General features: G+C 41.0%; 19 protein-coding genes and 1 tRNA gene. 11 read left to right on the plus strand and 9 right to left on the minus strand.

The annotated features are described in order from the left end of the window. Window positions 1-293: 293 nt before the first annotated feature. The 4 genes from eno (at window position 294) to ACMHKH_RS00780 (ending at window position 4,086) form a co-directional block, all read left to right on the plus strand. A complete protein-coding gene (gene eno, locus ACMHKH_RS00765; protein ID WP_413518775.1) occupies window positions 294-1,610 on the plus strand; it encodes a phosphopyruvate hydratase in 1,317 nt (438 codons plus the stop codon). 108 nt (window positions 1,611-1,718) lie between these two features. Next, on the plus strand, window positions 1,719-2,027 hold the full coding sequence (locus ACMHKH_RS00770; protein ID WP_413518776.1) for an FtsB family cell division protein: 309 nt from the start codon (window positions 1,719-1,721) through the stop codon (window positions 2,025-2,027). A gap of 162 nt (window positions 2,028-2,189) precedes the next feature. Beyond that, window positions 2,190-2,996, plus strand: coding sequence for an IspD/TarI family cytidylyltransferase (locus tag ACMHKH_RS00775; RefSeq protein ID WP_413518777.1), 807 nt, complete (start codon window positions 2,190-2,192; stop codon window positions 2,994-2,996). Window positions 2,997-3,462: 466 nt separating this feature from the next. Then, a complete protein-coding gene (locus tag ACMHKH_RS00780) occupies window positions 3,463-4,086 on the plus strand; it encodes a BLUF domain-containing protein (RefSeq protein ID WP_413518778.1) in 624 nt (207 codons plus the stop codon). Between the two features lie 245 nt (window positions 4,087-4,331). Here the strand turns inward: ACMHKH_RS00780 and ACMHKH_RS00785 are convergent. The 4 genes from ACMHKH_RS00785 to pyrC all read right to left on the minus strand — a co-directional run bounded on the left by ACMHKH_RS00785 (window position 4,332) and on the right by pyrC (window position 6,858). Beyond that, window positions 4,332-4,407: transfer RNA gene (locus ACMHKH_RS00785), tRNA-Glu, on the minus strand. Window positions 4,408-4,457: 50 nt separating this feature from the next. Then, window positions 4,458-4,655 carry a hypothetical protein gene (locus ACMHKH_RS00790; RefSeq protein WP_413518779.1) on the minus strand — a complete coding sequence of 66 codons (198 nt, stop codon included), beginning with the start codon at window positions 4,653-4,655 and terminating at the stop codon, window positions 4,458-4,460. A 213-nt stretch (window positions 4,656-4,868) separates the two neighbouring features. Beyond that, a complete protein-coding gene (gene rnt / locus ACMHKH_RS00795) occupies window positions 4,869-5,606 on the minus strand; it encodes a ribonuclease T (protein WP_413518780.1) in 738 nt (245 codons plus the stop codon). 181 nt (window positions 5,607-5,787) lie between these two features. Continuing rightward, window positions 5,788-6,858 (minus strand): dihydroorotase, encoded by a 1,071-nt coding sequence (pyrC, locus tag ACMHKH_RS00800; protein WP_413518781.1) that lies wholly within the window; start codon window positions 6,856-6,858, stop codon window positions 5,788-5,790. A gap of 344 nt (window positions 6,859-7,202) precedes the next feature. On the opposite strand from pyrC, the gene ACMHKH_RS00805 reads away from it, so the two are divergent. After that, complete coding sequence (locus tag ACMHKH_RS00805; RefSeq protein ID WP_413518782.1) at window positions 7,203-8,441, plus strand: argininosuccinate synthase; 1,239 nt, start codon at window positions 7,203-7,205, stop codon at window positions 8,439-8,441. Window positions 8,442-8,574: 133 nt separating this feature from the next. Here ACMHKH_RS00805 and ACMHKH_RS00810 read toward each other — a convergent pair whose 3' ends face one another. Further along, window positions 8,575-9,867 carry a hypothetical protein gene (locus tag ACMHKH_RS00810; protein ID WP_413518783.1) on the minus strand — a complete coding sequence of 431 codons (1,293 nt, stop codon included), beginning with the start codon at window positions 9,865-9,867 and terminating at the stop codon, window positions 8,575-8,577. A 133-nt stretch (window positions 9,868-10,000) separates the two neighbouring features. On the opposite strand from ACMHKH_RS00810, the gene ACMHKH_RS00815 reads away from it, so the two are divergent. Further along, window positions 10,001-10,516, plus strand: coding sequence for a L,D-transpeptidase family protein (locus ACMHKH_RS00815; protein WP_413518784.1), 516 nt, complete (start codon window positions 10,001-10,003; stop codon window positions 10,514-10,516). Between the two features lie 145 nt (window positions 10,517-10,661). Here the strand turns inward: ACMHKH_RS00815 and ACMHKH_RS00820 are convergent, their stop codons facing one another. Then, window positions 10,662-12,218, minus strand: coding sequence for a CYTH domain-containing protein (locus ACMHKH_RS00820; RefSeq protein WP_413518785.1), 1,557 nt, complete (start codon window positions 12,216-12,218; stop codon window positions 10,662-10,664). Window positions 12,219-12,449: 231 nt separating this feature from the next. Between ACMHKH_RS00820 and ACMHKH_RS00825 the strand changes: the two genes are divergently transcribed. Continuing rightward, a complete protein-coding gene (locus ACMHKH_RS00825; RefSeq protein WP_413518786.1) occupies window positions 12,450-13,712 on the plus strand; it encodes a DUF4349 domain-containing protein in 1,263 nt (420 codons plus the stop codon). Between the two features lie 121 nt (window positions 13,713-13,833). Here ACMHKH_RS00825 and ACMHKH_RS00830 read toward each other — a convergent pair whose 3' ends face one another. Next, window positions 13,834-15,420, minus strand: coding sequence for an isocitrate lyase (locus tag ACMHKH_RS00830; RefSeq protein ID WP_413518787.1), 1,587 nt, complete (start codon window positions 15,418-15,420; stop codon window positions 13,834-13,836). Between the two features lie 732 nt (window positions 15,421-16,152). On the opposite strand from ACMHKH_RS00830, the gene ACMHKH_RS00835 reads away from it, so the two are divergent. Then, window positions 16,153-17,142 (plus strand): LysR family transcriptional regulator, encoded by a 990-nt coding sequence (locus ACMHKH_RS00835; protein WP_079692346.1) that lies wholly within the window; start codon window positions 16,153-16,155, stop codon window positions 17,140-17,142. A gap of 86 nt (window positions 17,143-17,228) precedes the next feature. Here the strand turns inward: ACMHKH_RS00835 and purN are convergent, their stop codons facing one another. Beyond that, on the minus strand, window positions 17,229-17,930 hold the full coding sequence (gene purN / locus ACMHKH_RS00840) for a phosphoribosylglycinamide formyltransferase (RefSeq protein WP_413518788.1): 702 nt from the start codon (window positions 17,928-17,930) through the stop codon (window positions 17,229-17,231). Then, window positions 17,930-18,979, minus strand: a complete 1,050-nt coding sequence (gene purM / locus ACMHKH_RS00845) for a phosphoribosylformylglycinamidine cyclo-ligase (RefSeq protein ID WP_413518789.1) — start codon at window positions 18,977-18,979, stop codon at window positions 17,930-17,932. The genes purN and purM overlap by 1 nt, the downstream gene beginning before the upstream one ends. A gap of 361 nt (window positions 18,980-19,340) precedes the next feature. Between purM and ACMHKH_RS00850 the strand changes: the two genes are divergently transcribed. From ACMHKH_RS00850 to ACMHKH_RS00860, 3 genes are all read left to right on the plus strand, one after another. Further along, window positions 19,341-20,450, plus strand: a complete 1,110-nt coding sequence (locus tag ACMHKH_RS00850; RefSeq protein ID WP_413518790.1) for an AI-2E family transporter — start codon at window positions 19,341-19,343, stop codon at window positions 20,448-20,450. A gap of 269 nt (window positions 20,451-20,719) precedes the next feature. Further along, window positions 20,720-21,532 carry a DnaA regulatory inactivator Hda gene (gene hda / locus ACMHKH_RS00855; protein WP_413518791.1) on the plus strand — a complete coding sequence of 271 codons (813 nt, stop codon included), beginning with the start codon at window positions 20,720-20,722 and terminating at the stop codon, window positions 21,530-21,532. Between the two features lie 53 nt (window positions 21,533-21,585). Then, the gene (locus tag ACMHKH_RS00860; RefSeq protein WP_413518792.1) at window positions 21,586-22,287 is read left to right on the plus strand and encodes a DUF2057 family protein; all 702 of its coding nucleotides are present in this window, start codon (window positions 21,586-21,588) and stop codon (window positions 22,285-22,287) included. Window positions 22,288-22,293 lie beyond the last annotated feature (6 nt).

Below are 22,293 nucleotides of genomic sequence, written 5' to 3' on the forward strand. Positions count from 1 at the left end.
TACTGAGCTAAATCGATGACTGCCCATTTGACTATCGATGAGCTATTTTACGAGCGCTATTCGATGTAAGATAAGGGCAGTTTGGCGAAATTTATGCTATGATGCCAAGCACTATAGTTAACGGCTAAAGAGTTCGATAATGCTTTAATCGTGGTTAAAATTAGTCCGTGATATCCATTATTGAATCTGCTTTTGATGTACTGCTATACGATATTTTGTTTTACCTTTTTTGTATTCTAGTTGCCGTTATTTATCCCATAAACTTGGCATGACCAAAGGAATTAACAGACATTATGTACGCTGAAGAAACCAACAACGTCACCGCAATTAAAGACATCCGTGCTCGTGAAATTTTAGACTCGCGCGGCAACCCAACGATTGAAGCCGATGTTATCTTAGCAGATGGCACTATCGGACGCGCTGCAGTACCCAGTGGCGCATCAACCGGTTCGCGCGAAGCCGTTGAGATTCGTGATGGTGACAAAGATCGCTATATGGGCAAAGGCGTTAGAAAAGCAGTTGCCAATGTTAATAGCCAAATCCGTAGTGCTTTAATGGATAAAGACGTTACCGAACAGCAAGGCATTGATGACGCAATGATTGCGTTAGACGGTACAGAAAACAAAGACAATCTTGGCGCTAATGCCATACTTGCCGTTTCACTTGCCGTTGCCAAAGCAGCCGCTAAGTCAAAAAATCTGCCATTACACCAGTATATCGCTGATTTGCGCAACCAGACGTCATTGACCATGCCTGTGCCAATGATGAACATCTTAAATGGTGGCGAGCATGCGGATAACACCGTTGATATCCAAGAGTTTATGATTGAGCCGGTTGGTTTTACCAGCTTCTCAGAAGCCTTGCGCGCTGGTACTGAGATTTTCCACAGCTTAAAGTCAGTACTGAAGTCTCAAGGTTTAAGTACTTCGGTAGGTGATGAAGGCGGCTTTGCGCCAAATTTGCGTAGTAATGAAGAAGCTATTACCGTTATTATGCAAGCGATTGAGCAAGTCGGTTACAAAGCAGGCGAAGACATTCACCTAGCCTTAGATTGCGCTGCTACTGAGTTTTACAAAGATGGTAAATATATCTTGGCAGGCGAAGGCAATAAAGCTTTTGATAGCCAAGGCTTCTCAGACTATCTAGTAGGTCTTGCACGTCAATATCCTATTATCTCTATCGAAGACGGTCTTGATGAGTCAGATTGGGATGGTTGGAAGTATTTAACTGAGCAAATCGGTGATAAAGTCCAATTGGTCGGTGATGATTTGTTTGTGACTAATCCTGCTATCTTGCAAGAAGGGATTGATAAGCATATTGCCAATGCAATTTTGATTAAGTTTAACCAAATCGGTACTTTATCAGAAACGCTAGATGCGATTTATCTGGCGAAGAAAAATGGCTACGCCACGATTATTTCTCATCGTTCAGGCGAAACCGAAGACAGCACCATTGCTGATTTAGCGGTTGGTACAGCTGCTGGTCAAATTAAAACTGGCTCACTATGTCGCTCAGATCGCGTTGCAAAGTATAACCAATTGCTTCGTATTGAGCAGCAAGTACGTGCAAGCTATCGTGGTCGCGAAGAGTTTATCGGACTGCGTGGTTAATAAGCTAGGTATCTAACAACCGTTAGACGATATATCGTTTATTATATCGTCTAACGGTTGTTAGCAGTTTTATCACATTATTTCTCTATTGTTTGGCGTTATCATTTTATGAAATACTTTAGCCAATTTATACTTCTTGCTTTAGCCGTTGCCGTACTGTCAGGACTGCAATATCAGTACTGGCTGGGTGAAAACGGGCACGTTGAGCACAATAAGCTTCTGACCGAAGTTGAAGAGCAACAGCGCTTAAATGATAACCAAGTCGCAGCAAATAACTTATTACGTACCGATGTACATGATCTAAAGACGGGTCTGGAAGCAGTAGAAGAGCATGCTCGTTTGGACTTAGGTCTAATTAAGCCAAATGAGACCTTTGTACAAGTTTCAACCGCGCCAACGACGCACAGCCGTTATTAATGATTCTTATTTTTCTAAAATAATCGTCTTTTATTATTGATAATACGAACATGATTCATATCAAATATATTACTTCTCTTATTATTCATTTCCCTCGCAATACTGTCATGGATATCAACCATACGTACTACACTATAAATTCCGAATTCTGAATCCTGCCTTATGAATAATAAACCTCATATCCATGCAATGATTGTCGCTGCTGGTCGCGGTAGTCGCTTTGGGGCATCTATTGCTAAGCAATATACAATACTTCAAGATCAAACCTTATTACAGCACAGTGTGGCACGTCTGGCTGATAGCATTTATATCGATAAGTGTCTATTGGTTATAGCAGCAGATGATAATACTGCTAACACGCTCAATTTCTCGCTTCCTATACATTATACAATCGGCGGTGCTGAGCGTTGGCAGTCGGTAAAAGCTGGCGTTGATGCTATTATCAATGCCGGTGCAGATGAGTCTGATTTGGTAGTTATTCATGATGCAGCGCGTCCTGCTGTACCTGTTCATGATATTGATGCAGTGATTCAAGCAGCTATGCAAGAACCTTACGGTGCTATCTTAGCGACACCCGTCGCTGATACACTAAAGCAATCGTATATAGCAAAGACAGCACTGCCTAATCAAGTACTTCAAAATAACAACCATCTAAATATGCAGATTGAGCCTAGAAACTCTCGAAGTAGCGGTAATGTACTTCATGCTTATGCACAAAAAACAATCGACCGTAGTGATATATGGCAAGCGCAGACCCCGCAAGTATTTAGGCTTGGGCAATTAAAAAATGTACTGACCTATGTTGCTGAGCATAATCTTGTTATTACTGATGAAGCCAGCGCCTTTGAATACTTAGAATTACCGATTCGATTGGTAGCGGGCAGTCGTCAAAATATAAAACTTACTTATCCTGATGATGCGATGTTACTGACCGCCATCCTTAATGCTCAATTCTCCCGACATTTATAAGTGCTCTATAACGCTCTAATATGATGCTTTGTGATGAGAAAAAAATCTCACACAGGGTTTATAATCATCTGCAAAAACAATAAAGGCTTATATATTGCAGTCTCTGCTAACGTCATTTAGTCGTATCTAAGTATAGATAGCCTAGTTTTTCTAGGAATATTAGATTATTTTTTCTAATTAAATAGGCGTTGATTTTTCTCTATAAAATCTTAATTCTTACTACTATCAGTCAAATATTTCTAAAATATTGTTGGATATTGAAAATTTGTTATCCAAGATAAAGATATATTGCTTTGATGACGAAAACAACCTATGATGTAACCAACTTAATACAATTAATATAAACATTTATAAAATCAATAATATACCGAGCCGATTTGTTGTTTGGAACCGTCTTGCTTCTATGTTTTTTCAAAATGAGTATGGTTGTCTTAGCTACATTTACCTAAATATAGGGAGAAGCTGATTGTCACCAATAACTGATTCGACAAATCCAGTAACGCCAGATCTCTGCCAGTTTGTATATCTGAGCCACATTACTTCTACTGGTCTGACCAACGCTAGTACGCTTAACGACATCGCAGAAGTGTCGAATAAGTTGAATAAAATTGATAATGTTACGGGTATACTTTGCTATGGCAATGGTTACTTTTTTCAATATATAGAGGGTACTGAGCAAGCGTTGACCAATCTAAAAAACCGCTTGTTGATAGATGACCGTCACAAAGATATCAAAATATTAGATTTTTCAGCTATTGATGAGCGCCGCTTTGAAGGATGGTCATTACGTTCGATCACCCTTGAGCGCTGGATGATGAATGAGCCTAAACTAAAAGCCTTTATGCCTTTTAGACCAGATAACTGGCAGGCAGGCGATTGGCAGGGATTTTTAGATATTCTACAAGGCTACTATGAAGCGCAGGAGACTACTATGGATACTGACTCTCAACCTATCAAATATAACACCTTAGGTCTGACATTGGGTAAAGTAGTAGGGCAGCATCAAGCCTTCTTCTTAATCCAAACGGTATTGGGTGGATTGATTGTTTTAGCTTTACTATGGTTACTTTTATCTGATAAAATTTTCTAGATACTTAAATATTCATTCAAAAAGTCAGCATACGATGCTGGCTTTTTCGTTTTTATAAGCTGCTATTAAATCATTATTGGGTTTTGCGCATCAGGCACAATAGTCATAATTAATTTTAAAAAGTAAAACTAATACACATAAAAAAAGCCCAATCATAATATATTATGATTGGGCTTTTTGATGGTACGCTTATTAGTCTTATCTAATGCTTAGTAGCATATTTGCTAACAAGTGACGCCAAATAGTGGCGTCCCCAGGGGGATTCGAACCCCCGTTACCGCCGTGAAAGGGCGGTGTCCTAGGCCTCTAGACGATGGGGACTAGTACAACGCTTCAGCTGCTTTCACCTTTATGCTGAAGTGGTGCGTATTTTAATGTGCGCGGCGCTTACTGTCAAGCCTTTTTCTGCGTCTTTTTAAAATTAAGTATCTTTTTTTCAGTGCACGACTTGGATGTAAGTCATTACGCTTTAAATGATAGCGAATCCATAACGAAGTACAAGTACTAATGGTTAAAGCGAGTAGCATATAACCGATAATGGTTGCCCATAATTTAACTTGTGGTTCCATGATAAAGTCCCTTTTATTAAGCTTCAACCGTCTATAGCAGAGGATTAAAGCAGAGCAGGTAACTCAAACCATCTATAACTTAACCTATTTTTTAAATAAAACACTGCCAAGAGGTTAAATTATACTTTTAAATCGCAAGGTTAAAGTTAGTAGACCTTACAAATACCACTATTAGATATGGCGCACAATATATAATCTGTAATCAAAGAATTATTACTTCTCTGTAACAACTTCGTCGGTAGCCTCAGGCTCGCTATGCATAGCATTAGCAAGCATAGGATAATTATTTAAGATATAACAAAATAGCTCAGCAGTTTTTTGCGTATCGTATAGTGCTGAGTGGGCATCATTACCATCAAAATCAAGCCCTGCCGCTTTACAGGCGCGTGCTAATACTGTTTGACCAAACGCTAGCGCTGATAAAGTTACCGTATCAAAGACTGAAAAGTTATGAAAAGGATTGTGGCTCTTATTATTGGTACGTAATACCGCAGCATTTAAAAATGCCAAATCAAAATGGGCATTATGTCCGATTAATACACATTGACGGCAGTCTTCAGTACGGCGTACTTCTTTTAAGCCTTTAAAAATACGACGTAGCGCTGTTTTTTCATCTTCAGCAATGGCTTTACGAAGCGGATTGTTGGGATCGATACCAGTAAAGGCGAGCGCACTTGGCTCAAGATTTGCCCCTTCAAAAGGTTCGATATGAGCGTTAAATGCTTCACCAGGATAGAAGATACCCTGCTCATTTAGTAGCACAGGAATACAGGCAATTTCTAGTAAAGCATCAGTTTGGGCGTTAAATCCTGCCGTTTCGACATCGACCACCACTGGCAGGAATTTACGAAAACGTTCTTTTAGTTTCATAGGTTCTAGCGTTTCTGTGGTCGCATCTGTAGTAGCGACTACATCAGTTTTAGGTAAAGTCGTATCGTTTTGAATGGTCATATCAGGTTAAATCGCTTTTATCAGTCGGGCTATTATATTGGAATAAAATATATTGGAATAAAAAAACAAATATCCTATGACTTTTACACCTCCTTTTTGATTCAAAGGTGGTATCGCTATCATAGGATAAAATACAGATATTTTACTTTATAAAAAATTTTTTAATTTAAAAGCATTAAAATTATTCTTTGATGGACCAAGGTAAGGTCTCGCCTGCCATCAGTGGGGTTAGTGTGCTACCGTCAAAGTAAGGATAAGAAGCTGGTATTTGCATTGGCGCATTGACAAGGGTGACAGTGTTCTCATTGACAGGTAAGCCATAGAACTGTGCACCAAAACGACTGGTGAACCCTTCTAATTTATCGATTTTACTAACACTATCAAATGCTGTCGCGTAGAGTGGTAATGCAGTCGCTGAGCTATAGCAGCCCGCACAGCCACAAGCTGCTTCTTTTTTATCAGTTGCATGCGGCGCAGAATCGGTGCCCAAAAAGAATTTTGGATTGCCGCTGGTGGCCACATCCAGCAATACTTTTTGATGGCTTTGACGTTTTAAAATAGGCAAGCAATAAAAATGCGGTTTGATGCCGCCAAGCAATAAATGGTTGCGGTTAAACATTAAATGCTGCGGGGTAATGGTAGCAGCAATTTGGTTGCCTTGTGATAATACAAAGTCCGCGGCATCACTGGTAGTGATATGCTCCATCACAATTTTCATGGTTGGGAACTTGGCGATGATTTGTACCATCACTTCGTCCAAAAAGCGCTTTTCACGATCAAAAATATCGACGTGGTCGTGAGTAACTTCGCCATGCAATAACAGTGGTAGATTATATTTTTCAAGGGCTTCAAAGACATCGACGCAGGCATTGATATCGGTGACGCCATCAGCAGAATTGGTGGTCGCTCCCGCAGGATAAAGCTTAACCGCTTGTACGATGCCAGATTTTGCTGCCAACTCGATATCTTGTGCAGTAGTATGATCGGTAAGATACAGCGTCATGCGAGGATCAAATGCGGCTTTACGTTCAGCGCTCACATTACTAGCTTCTAGATGCTGCATGATACGGCTACGGTAAGCGCGAGCATCTTCAACGTTTTTGACGGGTGGTACAAGATTTGGCATACAGATAACGCGATTAAAGCTTTCTGCTGCATGAGGAACTGTGGTTGCTAATGCCTTATCATCACGCAAATGAATGTGCCAATCATCGGGTTGCAGGATGGTCAATTCTTTAATTGAATCAGTCATAGTATCATTGCGCTCTATATCGTCATATCTGGGAGTAAAAAAGGAGTTTTGCTGTGCTGCTATCATAACAGATTTGCTGACTTGACTAAATATGTAGCTGGCTAAACTGCCTAGATAAATTGTAGGTGATTTAACCAGCTACAAAAGTGTGATGCCATGCTGACAGTATTTTCATAGAAAGAATTATTAATTCAATAACTGCTAAATTCAGATGAAAACCCTATACCTAATGGCAGTGCTACTTTTGCCAATACCAAATATGATGTACACTGAGTGAGCAATCTATTTTCCTCATGATATAGTCGATTTATCTATCATTAAAATCCCCATACTAGGAGTGTTTCATGGCTCAGCTTGATCCAAAAAATATTAATAAAATCGTATTGGCATATTCAGGGGGTCTTGACACCTCAATCATCGCTCGATGGCTACAAGAAACCTATGATGCAGAAGTGATTACTTTCACTGCGGACATCGGTCAAGGTGAAGAAGTTGAGCCTGCGCGTGCCAAAGCTGAAGCCATGGGTATCAAACATATTCATATCGAAGACTTGCGTGAAGAGTTTGCTCGTGACTATGTGTTCCCAATGTTCCGTGCTAATGCCATCTATGAAGGCGAGTATCTGCTTGGCACTTCTATTGCCCGTCCATTAATCGCTAAGCGTTTAGTTGAAATCGCTAAAGAGCATAACGCTGATGCGATCAGTCATGGCGCAACTGGTAAAGGTAATGACCAAGTACGTTTTGAGCTTGGTGCTGTTGCCTTATCTCCTGATGTCGTCACTATCGCGCCTTGGCGTGAGTGGGATTTATCGAGCCGTGAAAGCTTGATGGAATATGCTAAAGAACATAATATCGCTATCGATTATGCGGGTAATAAGAAAAAATCTCCGTATTCAATGGACGCTAACTTACTACATATCTCTTATGAAGGCGGCATCTTAGAAGATCCGTATGCTGAAGCAGAAGATGACATGTGGCGCTGGTCAGTCAGCCCAGAAGAAGCACCTGACGAAGCACAGTATATGGAGCTAGAGTATGAAAAAGGTGATATCGTTGCCATCGATGGTGAGGCGCTGAAACCTTTTGAAGTAATGATTAAGCTTAATGAAATTGGCGGCAAGCATGGTATCGGACGTTTAGATATCGTTGAAAACCGTTACGTCGGTATGAAGTCGCGTGGATGCTACGAGACGCCAGCGGGCACCATTATGCTAAAAGCGCATCGCGGTATTGAATCATTGACGCTTGACCGTGAAGCGGCACATTTGAAAGATGAGCTGATGCCACGTTATGCTAAGATTATTTATAACGGCTATTGGTTCAGTCCTGAGCGTATGATGCTTCAGGCGTTGATTGATAAGTCGCAAGAGTATGTTAATGGCACTGTACGTATCAAACTATACAAAGGTGCAGTAAGCGTCGTTGGTCGTAAGTCAGACGATTCATTATTCGATGAAAAAATTGCTACTTTTGAAGATGATGCTGGCGCTTATGATCAAAAAGACGCAGAAGGTTTCATCCGTCTAAATGGTTTACGTTTGGCGATTGAAGCCAGCCGTGGTCGCGATTTATCTAAATAGGTATTTTTAGCAAAAGACTATTTTTAAAATAATCATCTTCTTAAATAACTGATAAAAAGAGGCGCTATATAAATAGCGGCTCTTTTTTATTGTCGATAGTTTTTATTAAACTACTTTTAAGTATGACTCTTTTTTATTTAGCTTTTGATTTCGTATTCGCATCAGATGTATCGTCATTAGCAATATCCTCATCTACCATGACGATAGCCACATCTTGCTGCGCTCGCTCCTCAGTTTCAGCGGCTTGCGCTAATGCTTCACCGTTAGCAAGTACAATGCCGTTAGATTTTTGCGTTTGATACTTGATGGTTGCCAATATCCCAAGACCGCCAATAACGAGAATAATCAGCAAAATAACTGGGTTTTTCCATAGAGGCGTCGATGCTTCGTATTCGATAGGCTTTTCACTGAGAGTAGTTGGTGTGTTTTCATGATTGCTATTGCCACTGAGTAAGCCTAAGCTGACCAAAGGTGGCTTTGGCGGATTGATAGGTTCAGAAGTAATACGCAGGCGATTACGCTGCAAATATATCTCTGAAATTTTGGCAAGTTGGAGCAACCAACGTTGATGCGGTAAGCCAATAGCTGTCATTGGTGCAAAGACTAATAAATCATTATGCTTACCTTGCTGGATGTTGTTCGATGAACGTCCAATGGCTTTTAAGTAGTTACCTGTTGCTAGCTGCCCATCTTGTACTGGCGCAAGTTGTTGCGGTTTAAATGATGTCAGCTCGTACCAGTAAGAATCAAAAACTGGCGGCGTATCTGTTAACTGCTCAGTGCTTAATAAATGACGCTCTTCGTTATCTGTTGAATCTAGTTTCAACCTCTGGTCTGTTGATAACGCAGTTCGCGTCTCATCAATATTGTCTACCGATTCGTTAATAGCTGACTTTAAAACAGGGACTGCAAAACGCGCTTTGGACAAAAATTGTGGCTGTAGAGCAAACCATTCATTTATTTCATCGTGATCAAGCTGGCTATATTCGATTAAAATAGCCAGCTCGCGTAGCACTATCACACATAAAGAGCTGAGTAGAATTTGAACTTGTGGCACTGTCGCGTCAATTTGAGCTGCGATATATTTGCTGGCTTTATTCACACGTGCATTGTCATAAAATATCGCATCGGCGGCATCATTGCGATGGTATAACGTTGCCTTTAGCGTGGCAAAATTCATAGAATTGTACTGGCGCATCTCTTTGACGGCACTGCGCCCAAACAGTTTTTTGCTAAGCACTTGTCCTTGACGCTGCTGCTGATAAGCGAGAAGGGCGCTGATGATGGCCTGTAAACTAGCGTCCATTGCTAGACGTGCTTGAGGCAGTGACAGTGTTGCTGCATCTGCTAATAACGACACCATTGGCTTGGTATCTTGATATAGAAAATCATACATCGACACACGTGTCGGTGAAATAGTCGTCATAATCTGCTAGCATCAAAAAGTGAGGCTCTATATTACGGTGCCAAATGCCTTGATACAATCCCTTAATAATAGAAAATCCAACTCATTTTAATATACTAATCATAATCATCGATAGAATAGCTGGACAACTCCTATGACAATTAATCAACCAACAGCGCTACAGTTAACCATTAATATCGCTCAGCAGACTTTGACCGTTTATAATCAGCAAAACGCTATTGCTCACTATTCCGTATCAACAGCTAAAAATGGTATAGGTAGTCAGCAAGACAGTGGTTGTACGCCGCTTGGTCAGCATGTGATTGCAGAAAAAATCGGTGCAGATGCGCCAAGTTATGCGGTATTTATCGGACGCGTGCCGACTGGGGAAATCTATGATGCTGAACTTGGTCTATTAAACCCTGAGCGCGATTGGATACTAAGCCGTATTCTGTGGCTAAGTGGTCTTGAAGAAGGGGTGAATAAAGGCAGTAATAGTCAAGGCGGCTGTGATACTTATCAACGCTATATCTACATACATGGAACGCCTGATAGTGAACCTATGGGTATACCACTCTCGCATGGCTGCGTGCGTATGCGCAATCAGGATATTGTTGAATTATTTGAGCAGGTTAATGAAGGAACGATGATCACTATTATTGCTGAATAAAAATGTGGCTAAATCAAACTAGTTTTAGCTAGTCTGCTTTTTAACAAGATAGTTTCGCTAAAAGCCAGAGAAAAAAGACAGCCTTTATCAAGTGAGCTGTCTTTTTTCTTTAATATTGATGGCTATCAAATGACAATATACTCAATCACCAAAACACTGGGCAAGCATAAAACTTATCCAAACGTTTTTCTGTGGCTTTTTCTATCGGTATCAAAGCAGCATTTAACCAGCCTGCAGCATATAAAGCAGCAGAGTTAGAGCTGGTCTTACTTTGATAATGCTGCTGATAATTAGTCATATCTAGCTGCTTACCCAGTGCTTTTTGTGCTTTTATGATACGTTTTAGCCAACGCTTTGTTTTCTTTTTGCCGTATAAAGGTGCTGCTACCTCACTGATATAACGTAAGTCTTTTAGATGACTATGCAGCTTGTGCAGTGCTTCTATAAATACTTCATTCTCTAGCTCGATGTCTGACTCACCATAGCTATCCTCTAAATCTTGCTCAGCCTTGAGTAATTTCTCATGGTATTTGGCAAGTATTTTTTCTAGCTTATTGATAGCCAGTTTATCAGCTTGGGGTTCAAAACTAGGGTCACTCATCGTAAAGGCAATGAGCTCAAGCAACATGATTTGAAAGTCATTGGCACTGATGGCAGCCGTTGGTGTGATTTTGAGAGCATCAATATCAGCTGTCCAATCAACCATGGGTGCACCATGCTGTTGTAACATCGGCTCAACATGAGCACTAAGATAAGCAAACTGATGATACTCAGCGAGTGAGATAGCAGTTTGTTGCAATATAACTAACCACTCAGGATTAGTTTCATCTGAGAAGTTATTAAAGGCTTGTAGCGCAGTATGCAGGCGCTCTATACCAATAGATAGCTGTAAAAGATGTTCATTATCTTGACTACCGGCGACGATGGCGCTACTGTTTGGCAGTATTTGCAATAGGCAGTTATGCACGACTGTACGTAAAAAGGTAGGCATACTGATTTTATTATCGATATTAAGCGCGCTTAAGTCAGCCGCAGTGGCTAGGCTATACTCTTGCCCCTTGATAAGTAAACCACCACGTTCGGCTTTGGTGACGGTAGAGAGACATAGTTTATGACGCTGACACCAACTCTTTGCAGTCGCAAATAAAAAATCTACATCGCCAGATATCAGCTCAAATTCAATCTCTTGAATGGCATCTCTTTGAGTGTCATCGGTACCATGGATTATTTTTCCATAATCATACGCCACCTCAACACTGTTAACGACTTCATCGTTCATATCTTCTATTAATAAGCGGGTAGTACGTTCTACATCGGTTACATATAAGCGTGTCAGTTTTTTAGCCAATTTTTTTAGTTTAAAATCTGCCAATGCTGAGGCAATAGCAGTGTCTTTATAAATGCTTAAATCAGGCATCAGCTCGTTATTGTCGAGCATGGCTTGTACTTGCTCATTATCTAATGTGGCATTGTGCTCTAGGCGCGCTGCTATGCCATCGCCACCAGCTTTAATAGTTTGTACCCAAGCATTACCTTCTTGACGAATACGCAGACCAATACCAGCCTGTGCAAGCTGCTGATCAGGGGTATCATAATAGTGCGCTGCCAGTTGAGTCACTTGTGATGATTTGACTTGAGCTTGGCGCATTAATCCTTTCAACCGCGACTCTGGTACCAAAAATTTCAGCTCTATCTCTTGCATGATGGCTCCCGATTATTTTAATAAATGTTCAATGATTACCATCGTATGAAAGCTATCGGTGAATAACAAGTAAAAATTTTTTTATAAGTGAATGACCTAATATTAAAGATATACTTTAAATAAGTAACAACTATAATTAGAATTATTTATCAAACAAAAGTAGAATATAAACGATTGCTCAAACCATAAAATCCACAGCTGCTATATCGCAAATAGTTGGAGAGTAAAATAATGAAGCTATATAAGCAAGATGAGCCTGAAGCCAGTTACTCTTACAAAGTAGTGAGTTTTAAAGCCTTGGTGCTACCAGTAGTGCTGCCGACTATATTAGGCTCGCTGCTGTTGATAGGCGGTTGTAGTAACTCTTCTGAATATGCGGAGAGCAGTGCTGATATGGAGTCGGTTCAGTCGGGAACGGAGGAGGCTGCTAATAGTGAGATGACTGGCATTATGTCAGAACCTTCATCTGATACAGCTGATATCACAGCAAATGTTAAGCCTGCTACTAATGATTTAAAGGTTGATAATTTATCAGGTGACAGTGAGCAGACACTTGGCAGTCAAGTAGCGGATATTCAAATCGCTGGCAAGGAGCTACTGATAACAGCGAGTGCAAATTTTAAGGTTAAAGACGTCGTTAAAAGTAGCGCTGCCATTGAGAACTTGACGCAGCAACAGGGCGGTTATGTGGCGCTCAGTAATATTAGCAACCAGCCAAATGATAGCCGTACTTTTGTACAAGATGATAAAAATATTACAATCACCACTTATACTCGCCAAGCTGACATGACGGTTCGGGTACCGCGTGTCAACGTCAATAAGTTTTTGGCGCAATTACAACCACAAGTGGCTTTTTTAAATGAGCAGGAATTTACGGCTGAGGACGTTACTTTAGATATTTATCGTGAAAAGCTGGCAAGTCAGCTGGGTAGCGATATGGCAGCTGAGCTTAGCCAAGAGCGACTAGATAGTAAGAATGATAAAGACCAAGGCAGTAATATCGATGCTATCAGCGCCACTTATGATGCGCGTCGTCAGCAAGAGCTGGCTAAGCTTGAGCAAATGGCTATCGCTGATAAAGTCAAATACAGTACCATCCGTTTGACCTTCATGCAGCCGGATATCAGTTATAAAGAAATCACCCAAAATCTAGAAGTATTAATGGATGCCGAGAGTCCAAGTTTTGGCGCACAAGTACAGCAAGCGTTTAAATTTGGCTGGGAGATGCTTAGATGGTTTGTACTTGGCTTAATAAAAATATGGTGGTTAGTAGCAATTGGCGGTGCTTTGTATTTAATTTATAGAGTGATAAAAGCTCTTTATCGTAAATTATTCAAACATGATAGACAGCTAATAAATCTGAAGCGTGAGTTAATGGATAAAAACTCTGCACGCAAATACTCATCAGAGTTAAAGAAAAATCGGGTAAATGATGCTGATAATATTGACAGCGTCGATAGCAATAATAGCACTGACAGCATCGATGATAGGTGATCTTACTAAAGTATAAGCTTATAACTTAAATAATCCCTAATGAACACCCAGAAAAAAGCCGCCTTACATGATGTAAGGCGGCTTTTTATTCTACTTCTACAATGTGCTTATAAATGAGTTCTTATTTGAACTGATCCATTGTATTTTTGCCACCGCCAGCTTTTAGCGCGTTGTCACCTGAGAAGATTTCTTTGTGATCATCACCGATGTCAGAACCAGCCATGGCTTGATGCTTAACACAAGCGATGCCTTCACGGATTTCTTTACGTTGTACGCCAGCAACATAAGCAAGCATACCATCTTCACCGAAGTAACCTTTAGAAAGGTTATGAACTTCTAGTGCAGCAGTGTGATAAGTAGGTAGGGTGATTAAGTGATGGAATACACCTGCTTCACGAGCCGCATCTTTTTGGAAGTTCTTAGCAAGCTCATCAGCAGCGGTATTCAATTCTGTATCGTCGTAATCGCCGCTCATTAAGTCATCTTTATTGTAAGCTGAGATGTCTTTACCTTCTTTTTCCCATGCAGCAATTACTTGCTTACGGAAGTTCAGCGTCCAGTTGAACGATGGGCTATTGTTATAGACCAATTTCGCTTTTGGCTGTTGCTCTTTAATACGATCTACCATCATTTTGATGTGTTCTACGTCTGGAGTCGGTGTTTCGATCCATAGTAGATCCGCGCCGTTTTCTAGAGCGGTTACACAGTCAAGAACAACACGGTCAATGTTAGTTTCTTCACGGAACTGATATAGACCGTTTGCTAGGCGTACTGGACGAACCAATTTACCGTCATGCTTCAATAAGCTATCGTTTTCTTTAGCATTCTCAAGCGTTACTTCTTCCATTTCGATGAAATCGATATATTTAGAAGCTAAATCGCCTGGCTCATTTGATACTGGGATTTTCTGAGTGAGCGATGCGCCTTCAGAGTCAGTACGAGCAACGATGATACCGTTTTCAACACCTAGCTCTAAGAATGCATAGCGAAGGGCATTGATTTTTGCGATATAGTCTTCATGCGGAACGGTAACTTTACCCGCTTGGTGACCACATTGCTTAGCGTCAGATACTTGGTTTTCGATTTGTAGTGCACAAGCACCCGCTTCGATAATTTTCTTAGCCAAGATGTAAGTCGCTTCTTCGTTACCGAAACCGGCATCGATATCAGCAATGATTGGCACAACATGCGACTCAAAGTTTTCGATTTTTTCTTGAATTTCTTTGGTGTCTTTACCAGCTTCTTCAGCAGCATTTAGCTCACGGAAGTAATCGTTTAGTACTTTAGCATCCGCTTGGCGTAAGAAAGTATAGATTTCTTCAACTAGCTTTGGCACTGACGTTTTTTCGTGCATAGATTGGTCAGGTAAAGGACCAAACTCTGAACGTAGGGCTGCAACCATCCAACCTGATAGGTAGATGTATTTTTTAGAGGTGGTGTTGAAGTATTTTTTGTTAGCATACATGGTCTGTTGAGCGATAAAACCATGCCAAGCACCTAAAGACTGGGTGTACTGAGACGTATCGTTATCGTACTCTTCCATATCTTTACGCATGATATCTGCAGTATATTTTGCAATATCTAAGCCAGTTTTGAAGCGATTTTGCACCATCATACGTGCGGCATCGGTCTCGCTGATATTCTGCCAATTGCCATGCTTTTGCTTTAGTTCACGTATTAAATCAATTGCTGATGTATAAGTTGACATCTAGACTGCTCCATTGGTGGTGAATAAATTAGTAAATTAAAATAATTTAGATAACTTCCGTATATATATAAAGATGCTGGCAGAAGCAAAAATCTGAAACATAAGCTTCTTGCGTGAGCAATCTCTACTAAACTATAAGAAAATCGTCATAAAAGCAATAAAAACCTGTCGATTTGGTCAGCTTTTATTGTTTAGCTTATTTTTTGGACTGGTATTACAGAAGTAAATGGTTATTTTATAAGACTTATTTGATTATCAAAGTGCTCATTACCCTAAACGATATGAGAGGTTGATTCAAGCCCAAAAGCAAATCAGAGCATAAAATTAAGTTTGCGTAAGGTATATAATAAATTTCATGTTCGTATTTCTGCATGGAAATACGATAAAATATAGTCATGAGCTTATCCGTTAAAACACATGTTAACGGTCTAACGTTCATTAAATGCTCCTTGAGCGCTTGCTAGCCACTATAGCTAGGTTACCTTGATTTATCTAGTTTATGATTATTATCTTGGGTATTTTATTTAGTTATAGTACAATAGAAACAAGGGCTTGAGGCGGTAGTTTTCTGTTGGTTTTGAATTTTTCTATCTAAATCTAGATGATTATTGAATATAAAAAGAGTCTTACTTCGTCTTATTAAATTGTTTGATGTGATATATACAGCGTAATAGTTTACAAAATAGTCAGGTTTTAACAGCCATCTATTCTATAGCCAAGAGAAATATATATATGAATTTGCAGCGGGTTGATTTAAATTTATTGGTACATTTAGATGTGCTGCTTCGTGAAAAAAATGTCACGCGTGCTGCTGAGCAGTTGGGCATCACTCAGCCAGCGATGAGTAATATTTTGCGTCGCCTACGTAAGCTCTTTAATGATCCATTATTGGTACGCTCATCAGAAGGCATGACGCCGACTGAGCGTGCTTTAGAATTACAGCCTCGTATTCGTGAGATATTGGCTGATTTGACGCAGGTACTTGAGCCGCGTACAGAGTTTCGTCCTTATAGCACTTCACGCGTTTTTCGTATTATGACCTCAGATTATGCTGAGGCGACTTTAGTGCCAAAATTAGTGAAAGCGTTACGTTCAGAGGCACCCAATGTCATTTTGGATTTCTTGACACCATCGGACGTCTCATATCGCGATATGGAGCAAGGGCGGGTAGATTTGGCTATTAATCGCTTTAATGAAATCCCGCAAAGTTTCCATCAAGTGTTGGTATGGCGCGATACTTTTAGCTGCCTACTATCCTCTGATAGTCCTTATGCGCATCGCTTTAATCTTAAAAATTATCTTAAGGCGCAGCACGTTTGGGTCTCTAAAACGGGTATGGGCGTGGGGTTTGGTGTTAATCCAGAGAAATCTGGTGGCTTAGGGTCTATTGATCAAGCCCTGCAACGTTTGGGACAAAAGCGTCAAATTAGTGTCTTTACCCGTCACTATCAAATGCCAGCAATGCTTGCGGCAAATAAAGATTTGGTAGCAACATTGCCTACTCGGGTAGCAAAAATGCAGGCTAATAACGATAGTATTATGATGGTCGAGCCACCATTTTTTATCCCTGAGTTTGAGCTAACGATGGCTTGGTCACCTTTATTGCAGCATCATCCAGCGCATCGCTGGTTGCGCCAACTTATCATGCACGTAGCGCGTCAAATCGTCGATGATGAAGAGAATCCACCTCAAGAAATCCCTATTATCAATCATCTTTTTTGATAATGATTTTGAGTGATTTATTATAGAAAAGAAAAAGGCAGTATAAGTGATAACTTATACTGCCTTTTTTATAAATATTTTAAGCCCTAATTTTCGAAAAATAGCTTAAAAGGTAGAGTAGGTAAGTAAGCCGACTGATGATTGCTTGCCTGACTACTAAGCGTTATCACACCTTTAACAATCAATAGTATTGTCCAAGGTAGTAATTGATGCTCAAGCTTTTGCACGCGTGCTTGTAAGCTCTCAGCCGTATCCTTTTGATTTACTTGGAGCAGAGCTTGGGTCAACACAGCACCAGCATCAAGCTCTGCTGTCACCACATGGATACTACTACCATGAAGGCGTTCACCGGCTTGTATCGCACGCTGATGGGTATCAAGACCCTTGTAAGCAGGCAATAGAGCAGGGTGCAGATTGATCATCGGCGCTGGCGTGTTGTCGATAAATGCGCCACTTAATACCCGCATAAAACCAGCCAAGACAATCAAGTCAGGCTGCCATGCCGTTAGCTGGGCGCTGGCATGAGTCTCGAAAGTTTTGATACCCATGCGTTTGCCGCTAGCAACGTGAGATAACACCGCTACGGGAATACCAGCGTCCTTTGCCCGTGTGATGGCATAAGCATCTTCACGGTTGCTAATGACGCCGACAATCTCAATCGGTAGCGCACCTGCTTGCATGGCATCGATTAATACTTGCAGGTTGCTGCCACTGCCAGAGACCAAGACAGCAATGCGTAACGGCTTAGTTGATATTTTCGAAATACTTTTTAGGTTGTCGTCTGACATTAACGGTACACCACGGCATCCGCTTCACGGCTAACCATTTCACCGATTTGCCACGCTTTTTCACCAGCATCGCTTAAAGTTTTGATAGCCGCTTCAGCTTTATCTTTTGGTACCACGATGACAAAACCAACGCCGCAGTTAAAAGTACGATACATCTCGCTTTGTTCGATATTGCCTTGGGTTTGTAGCCAAGTGAATAGCTCTGAGAACTGCCAGCTAGCCGTGTCAATGCTAGCGGCTAGGTTATCGGGTAGTACACGTGGTAGGTTATCCGTTAAACCGCCACCAGTAATGTGTGACATGGCATGTAGAGCTGAGCTACCAAGCGTATCTTGTAGCGCTTTAATCGCTTTAACATAGATACGTGTCGGTGCCATAAGTGCGTCTTGGATAGACTGACCATCTAATTGCTCGTCGCTAGTAGTAACATCAATACCGCTGACTTCGATAACTTTACGTACCAATGAATAACCGTTTGAATGCGCACCACTTGAAGCAAGGGCGATTAGCACATCACCTTCGGCGACATTTTCACCAGTGATAACTTCTGCTTCTTCAACGACGCCGACACAAAAGCCTGCCAAGTCATAATCATCATCTTGATACATGCCTGGCATCTCAGCGGTCTCACCGCCGATAAGCGCACAATTTGACAGTTTACAGCCTTCGCCAATACCAGTGACGACAGTAGCCGCGACATCGACATCAAGCTTGCCCGTTGCATAGTAGTCTAAAAAGAACAATGGCTCAGCACCACAAACCAATAAGTCATTGACACACATGGCGACTAAGTCGATACCGATTGTGTCATGACGATTCAGCTGTAATGCCAGTTTGAGCTTGGTACCCACGCCGTCAGTACCAGAAACCAATAAAGGTGAGGTATAACCAGTCGGAATACGACAAAGCGCTCCAAAACCGCCAAGTCCGCCCACAACCTCAGGGCGTGAGGTGGCTTTTGCCACGGATTTAATACGTTGAACCAACGCATCGCCAGCATCAATATCAACGCCAGCATCTTTGTAGCTTAAAGAAGGCTTATTACTCATGGTCATCTCACAAATTTTATAGGGAATGAAGGTTAGTCAGTAGCAAAGCGAGTCGATCGTGTGGATTTTGTAGATAATGCGCGCATTATACCCAAAAATGACCCTTACTCGCAAAGCAACTTGCTTTTATTTGACCTATATTTGACCGAATTTGGCTAATATTTTATAAAGTGGCTAATAAAAAGAATATAAAAGTTGGGAAACAAAAAATGACGGCTTTTTTACTGTACTCTGCGATAATAAAACACTAAATTTATTATCAATAACTGTTTGCTATTAGCATCTTTTTGCTTAATAAAACGTATAATTAACCTTAATTCAATCACACTTTTAAATCGGCCCACTTGCAGGATTAGCTTTCATGATGAACCAACCAATAGACCCCTTTTTTCGACGCCTATTTATCGTCGTTGCTATTGTTGTGGCTATGATTTTATTGTATTTAATGATGCCGGTTATTGTGCCGTTTGTCTTTGCTTTTGTGTTGGCGTATCTGTTTAATCCTTTGGTCAAGCGCTTGTCGAAATATATCAAACGCTGGATTGCGATTATTATCGTGTACTCGACCATTACGCTGGGCATGGTGCTGTTACTGTGGTGGTTGATACCGACATTGTGGCATCAGCTACAAGCGGCGTGGGAATATTTGCCAAAGGTGTTAACTTGGTATAATGAAGTGGTGCGTGAATGGTTTGTTAATAATAGCCGCATTCGTCTGCCAGAGCTTGAGTCTAAGGGTTTCTCTGAAACATTGGTTGAATATATGCAGACCAATTATAAATTTGAAGATGCCAGTACTATGATTAGCCAAATATTGGCATCTAGCATGAACTTTATCAATAGTGCTGGGCTGATAGTATTGGTACCGATTTTAACTTTTTACTTTTTGTTTAATTGGGATCAGCGCTTACAGACATGGAGAATGGCTATTCCTACTGCTTATAGCAAAAAGGTCATTGAAATTGCGCAAGATTGTGACCGTGCGCTGATGGCTTTTATTAAAGGTCAGCTATTGGTAATGGTGTTATTGGGTGCCATTTACGCTGTACAGTTACAACTTATTGGGCTTGAACTTGGACTCATTATTGGTATGGTTGCTGGTATCGCAAGCTTTGTGCCTTATTTGGGTTTTGGTATTGGCTTTATTGCCGCCATCATCGCTTGCCTATTTCAGTTTGGCTTAGACTGGACTCACTTATCATTAATTGTTGGCGCGTTTTTAGTTGGGCAAGCCGCTGAAGGCTATATTTTGCAGCCTCTACTACTGGGTGATAAAATTGGTTTATCACCGTTATGGGTTATTTTTGCGGTGCTGGCAGGCGCAAGTTTACTCGGTTTTGTTGGTATGCTGATTGCGCTGCCAGTGTCTGCTGTCATTAACGTGTTATTCCGTCATTTATACGCTCATTATCAAACGACTGATTTTTATAAAGGACGCAAGCAATTGGCGTTGTTTGATAAAAAACACTAACATTATGCGTATCGTTGACAGAAGTTAATTGGGCTATAAAGGTTATCACAGCTATTTTCCTATGTAGTAAAAGTGGATTGATAAGCTGTTATGGGTAAAAGACTTGTCAGTCATTTTGCAAATATGTTATATATAGGCGCAGTATTGACGGTATTAGCCGTTACTAGGTTGGCTTTGGTTAAAGTAAGTTTTATCAAAGCCAGTTTATAAGCATATTAGTCGTTAAGCCTTTTTTATTGATTGTGCTACGCAAACCGAGTTGATGATTCATGGCAGAAGCACAGCTAAGTCTCAATCTGGACATAAAGCATGATGCAAGTCTCAGCGACTTCGCCGGTCCAGGTTGGATGTCTATTATCGATGCAGTACGGCAGCTACATGTTGGCCTGATAGGTCAGCTGTACCTATTCGGCAGCCCTGCTACTGGTAAATCACACTTATTATCTGCTATTTGTGAGTCGTTTATTGAGATGGACAAGTCGGCGATTTGTCTGTCGTTAAATGAGCTGATTCATACCGATGTCAATGTCTTGTCCTCTTTAGAAAACTTCTCTTTGATTGCGATTGATGATTTAGAAGTCATTGAACAAAACAGTCAATGGCAAGAAGCTTTATTTCATCTGATCAATCGCAGCCGTGAAGGGCAGCGTCAGCTTTTATTCGCCGCCAATAAACCTGCATCCGAGCTGCCGTTTCAGTTGAGAGATTTGCTCACCCGTTTGGCGCAAGCGCCGTCATTTAAAGTACCAACAGGACATGATTTTGCCGATCGTGAAGCATTATTGCAGTCGATATTGCGCAGACGTGGTTGGCAGTTTGATGAACGTATTACCGATTATCTACTCACCGAAGGACCACATCGTATTGGCGCAATGATGGAAGTACTCAATTACATTCAGCCCATGTTCTCCAATTTGGGTCGTAGTAATATATCAAAAGCGGTCATTGCTGATGCGCTGCGTACCATTGATGAGCAGACACTTGCCGCCGAACTTGTTGATATCGCACAAGAGTCACAGGTAAACAACGATGCCGCTGATCAAGACCAGCATAACCAACATACGATGCCACTTGATTTTTAGCAGTCAGAACAAAAATTTCTATTTAAAATGCCTTTACTATTACTGGAAAAATTATGAAATCAAACGCGTCTTTGCTAAAAAAACTCTCTATTATTGCTGTGTTTTTTGCTGGGGCTTCTGTCTCTACGCTATCGCAAGCGGCAGTTACTTTATTGGTTGATGATCATATCAAAGTGACGGCAATCAATGGTCAAGAGCTGACACAGAGTATTCTGCAGCCATTAACCAAGTCATTTACCTTGCAGCCTGGCAAACATGTGATTACGGCTAAATATGATCGTCTCTATGATCTGCGCCGCGATGAGCACGATTATCTGCGTTCGGGTAATGTTAGTGTTGCCGCTGAATTAGCAGACAATCAAACGTATCGCTTAACTATGCCAAATCAGCCACAAGACTATGCATCTGCTAAGAAATACGCTGAGCGTCCAACGCTCGCGATACAACAGAATAATACCGTCATTGCTAGTCAAGAAAGTGTCGGCGGCAATAACAACAGCTTATTCTCAGGACTTGGTAAAGCGTTAGGCGGCGTGTTTGGTGGTAGCGGTGATGCTGAGCTGCAAAACCAACGTGCTATTGCGGCACTCGATCAACCATCTGCAAGTGCTAATTCAACAGTAAATACTGGTGCTACCGTGACGCAAACGACGAGTGTTAACGCTTCTAGCAGTACACTAGACCAGTTTATGCAGATTTGGCTACAAGCGTCGCCTGCTGAGCGTGAAAAAATGCGTCAATGGATGCAAAAATAGAGGCTT

The organism is Psychrobacter glacincola, assembly GCF_965118485.1.
GTDB classification, from domain to species: Bacteria; Pseudomonadota; Gammaproteobacteria; order Pseudomonadales; family Moraxellaceae; genus Psychrobacter; species Psychrobacter glacincola_D.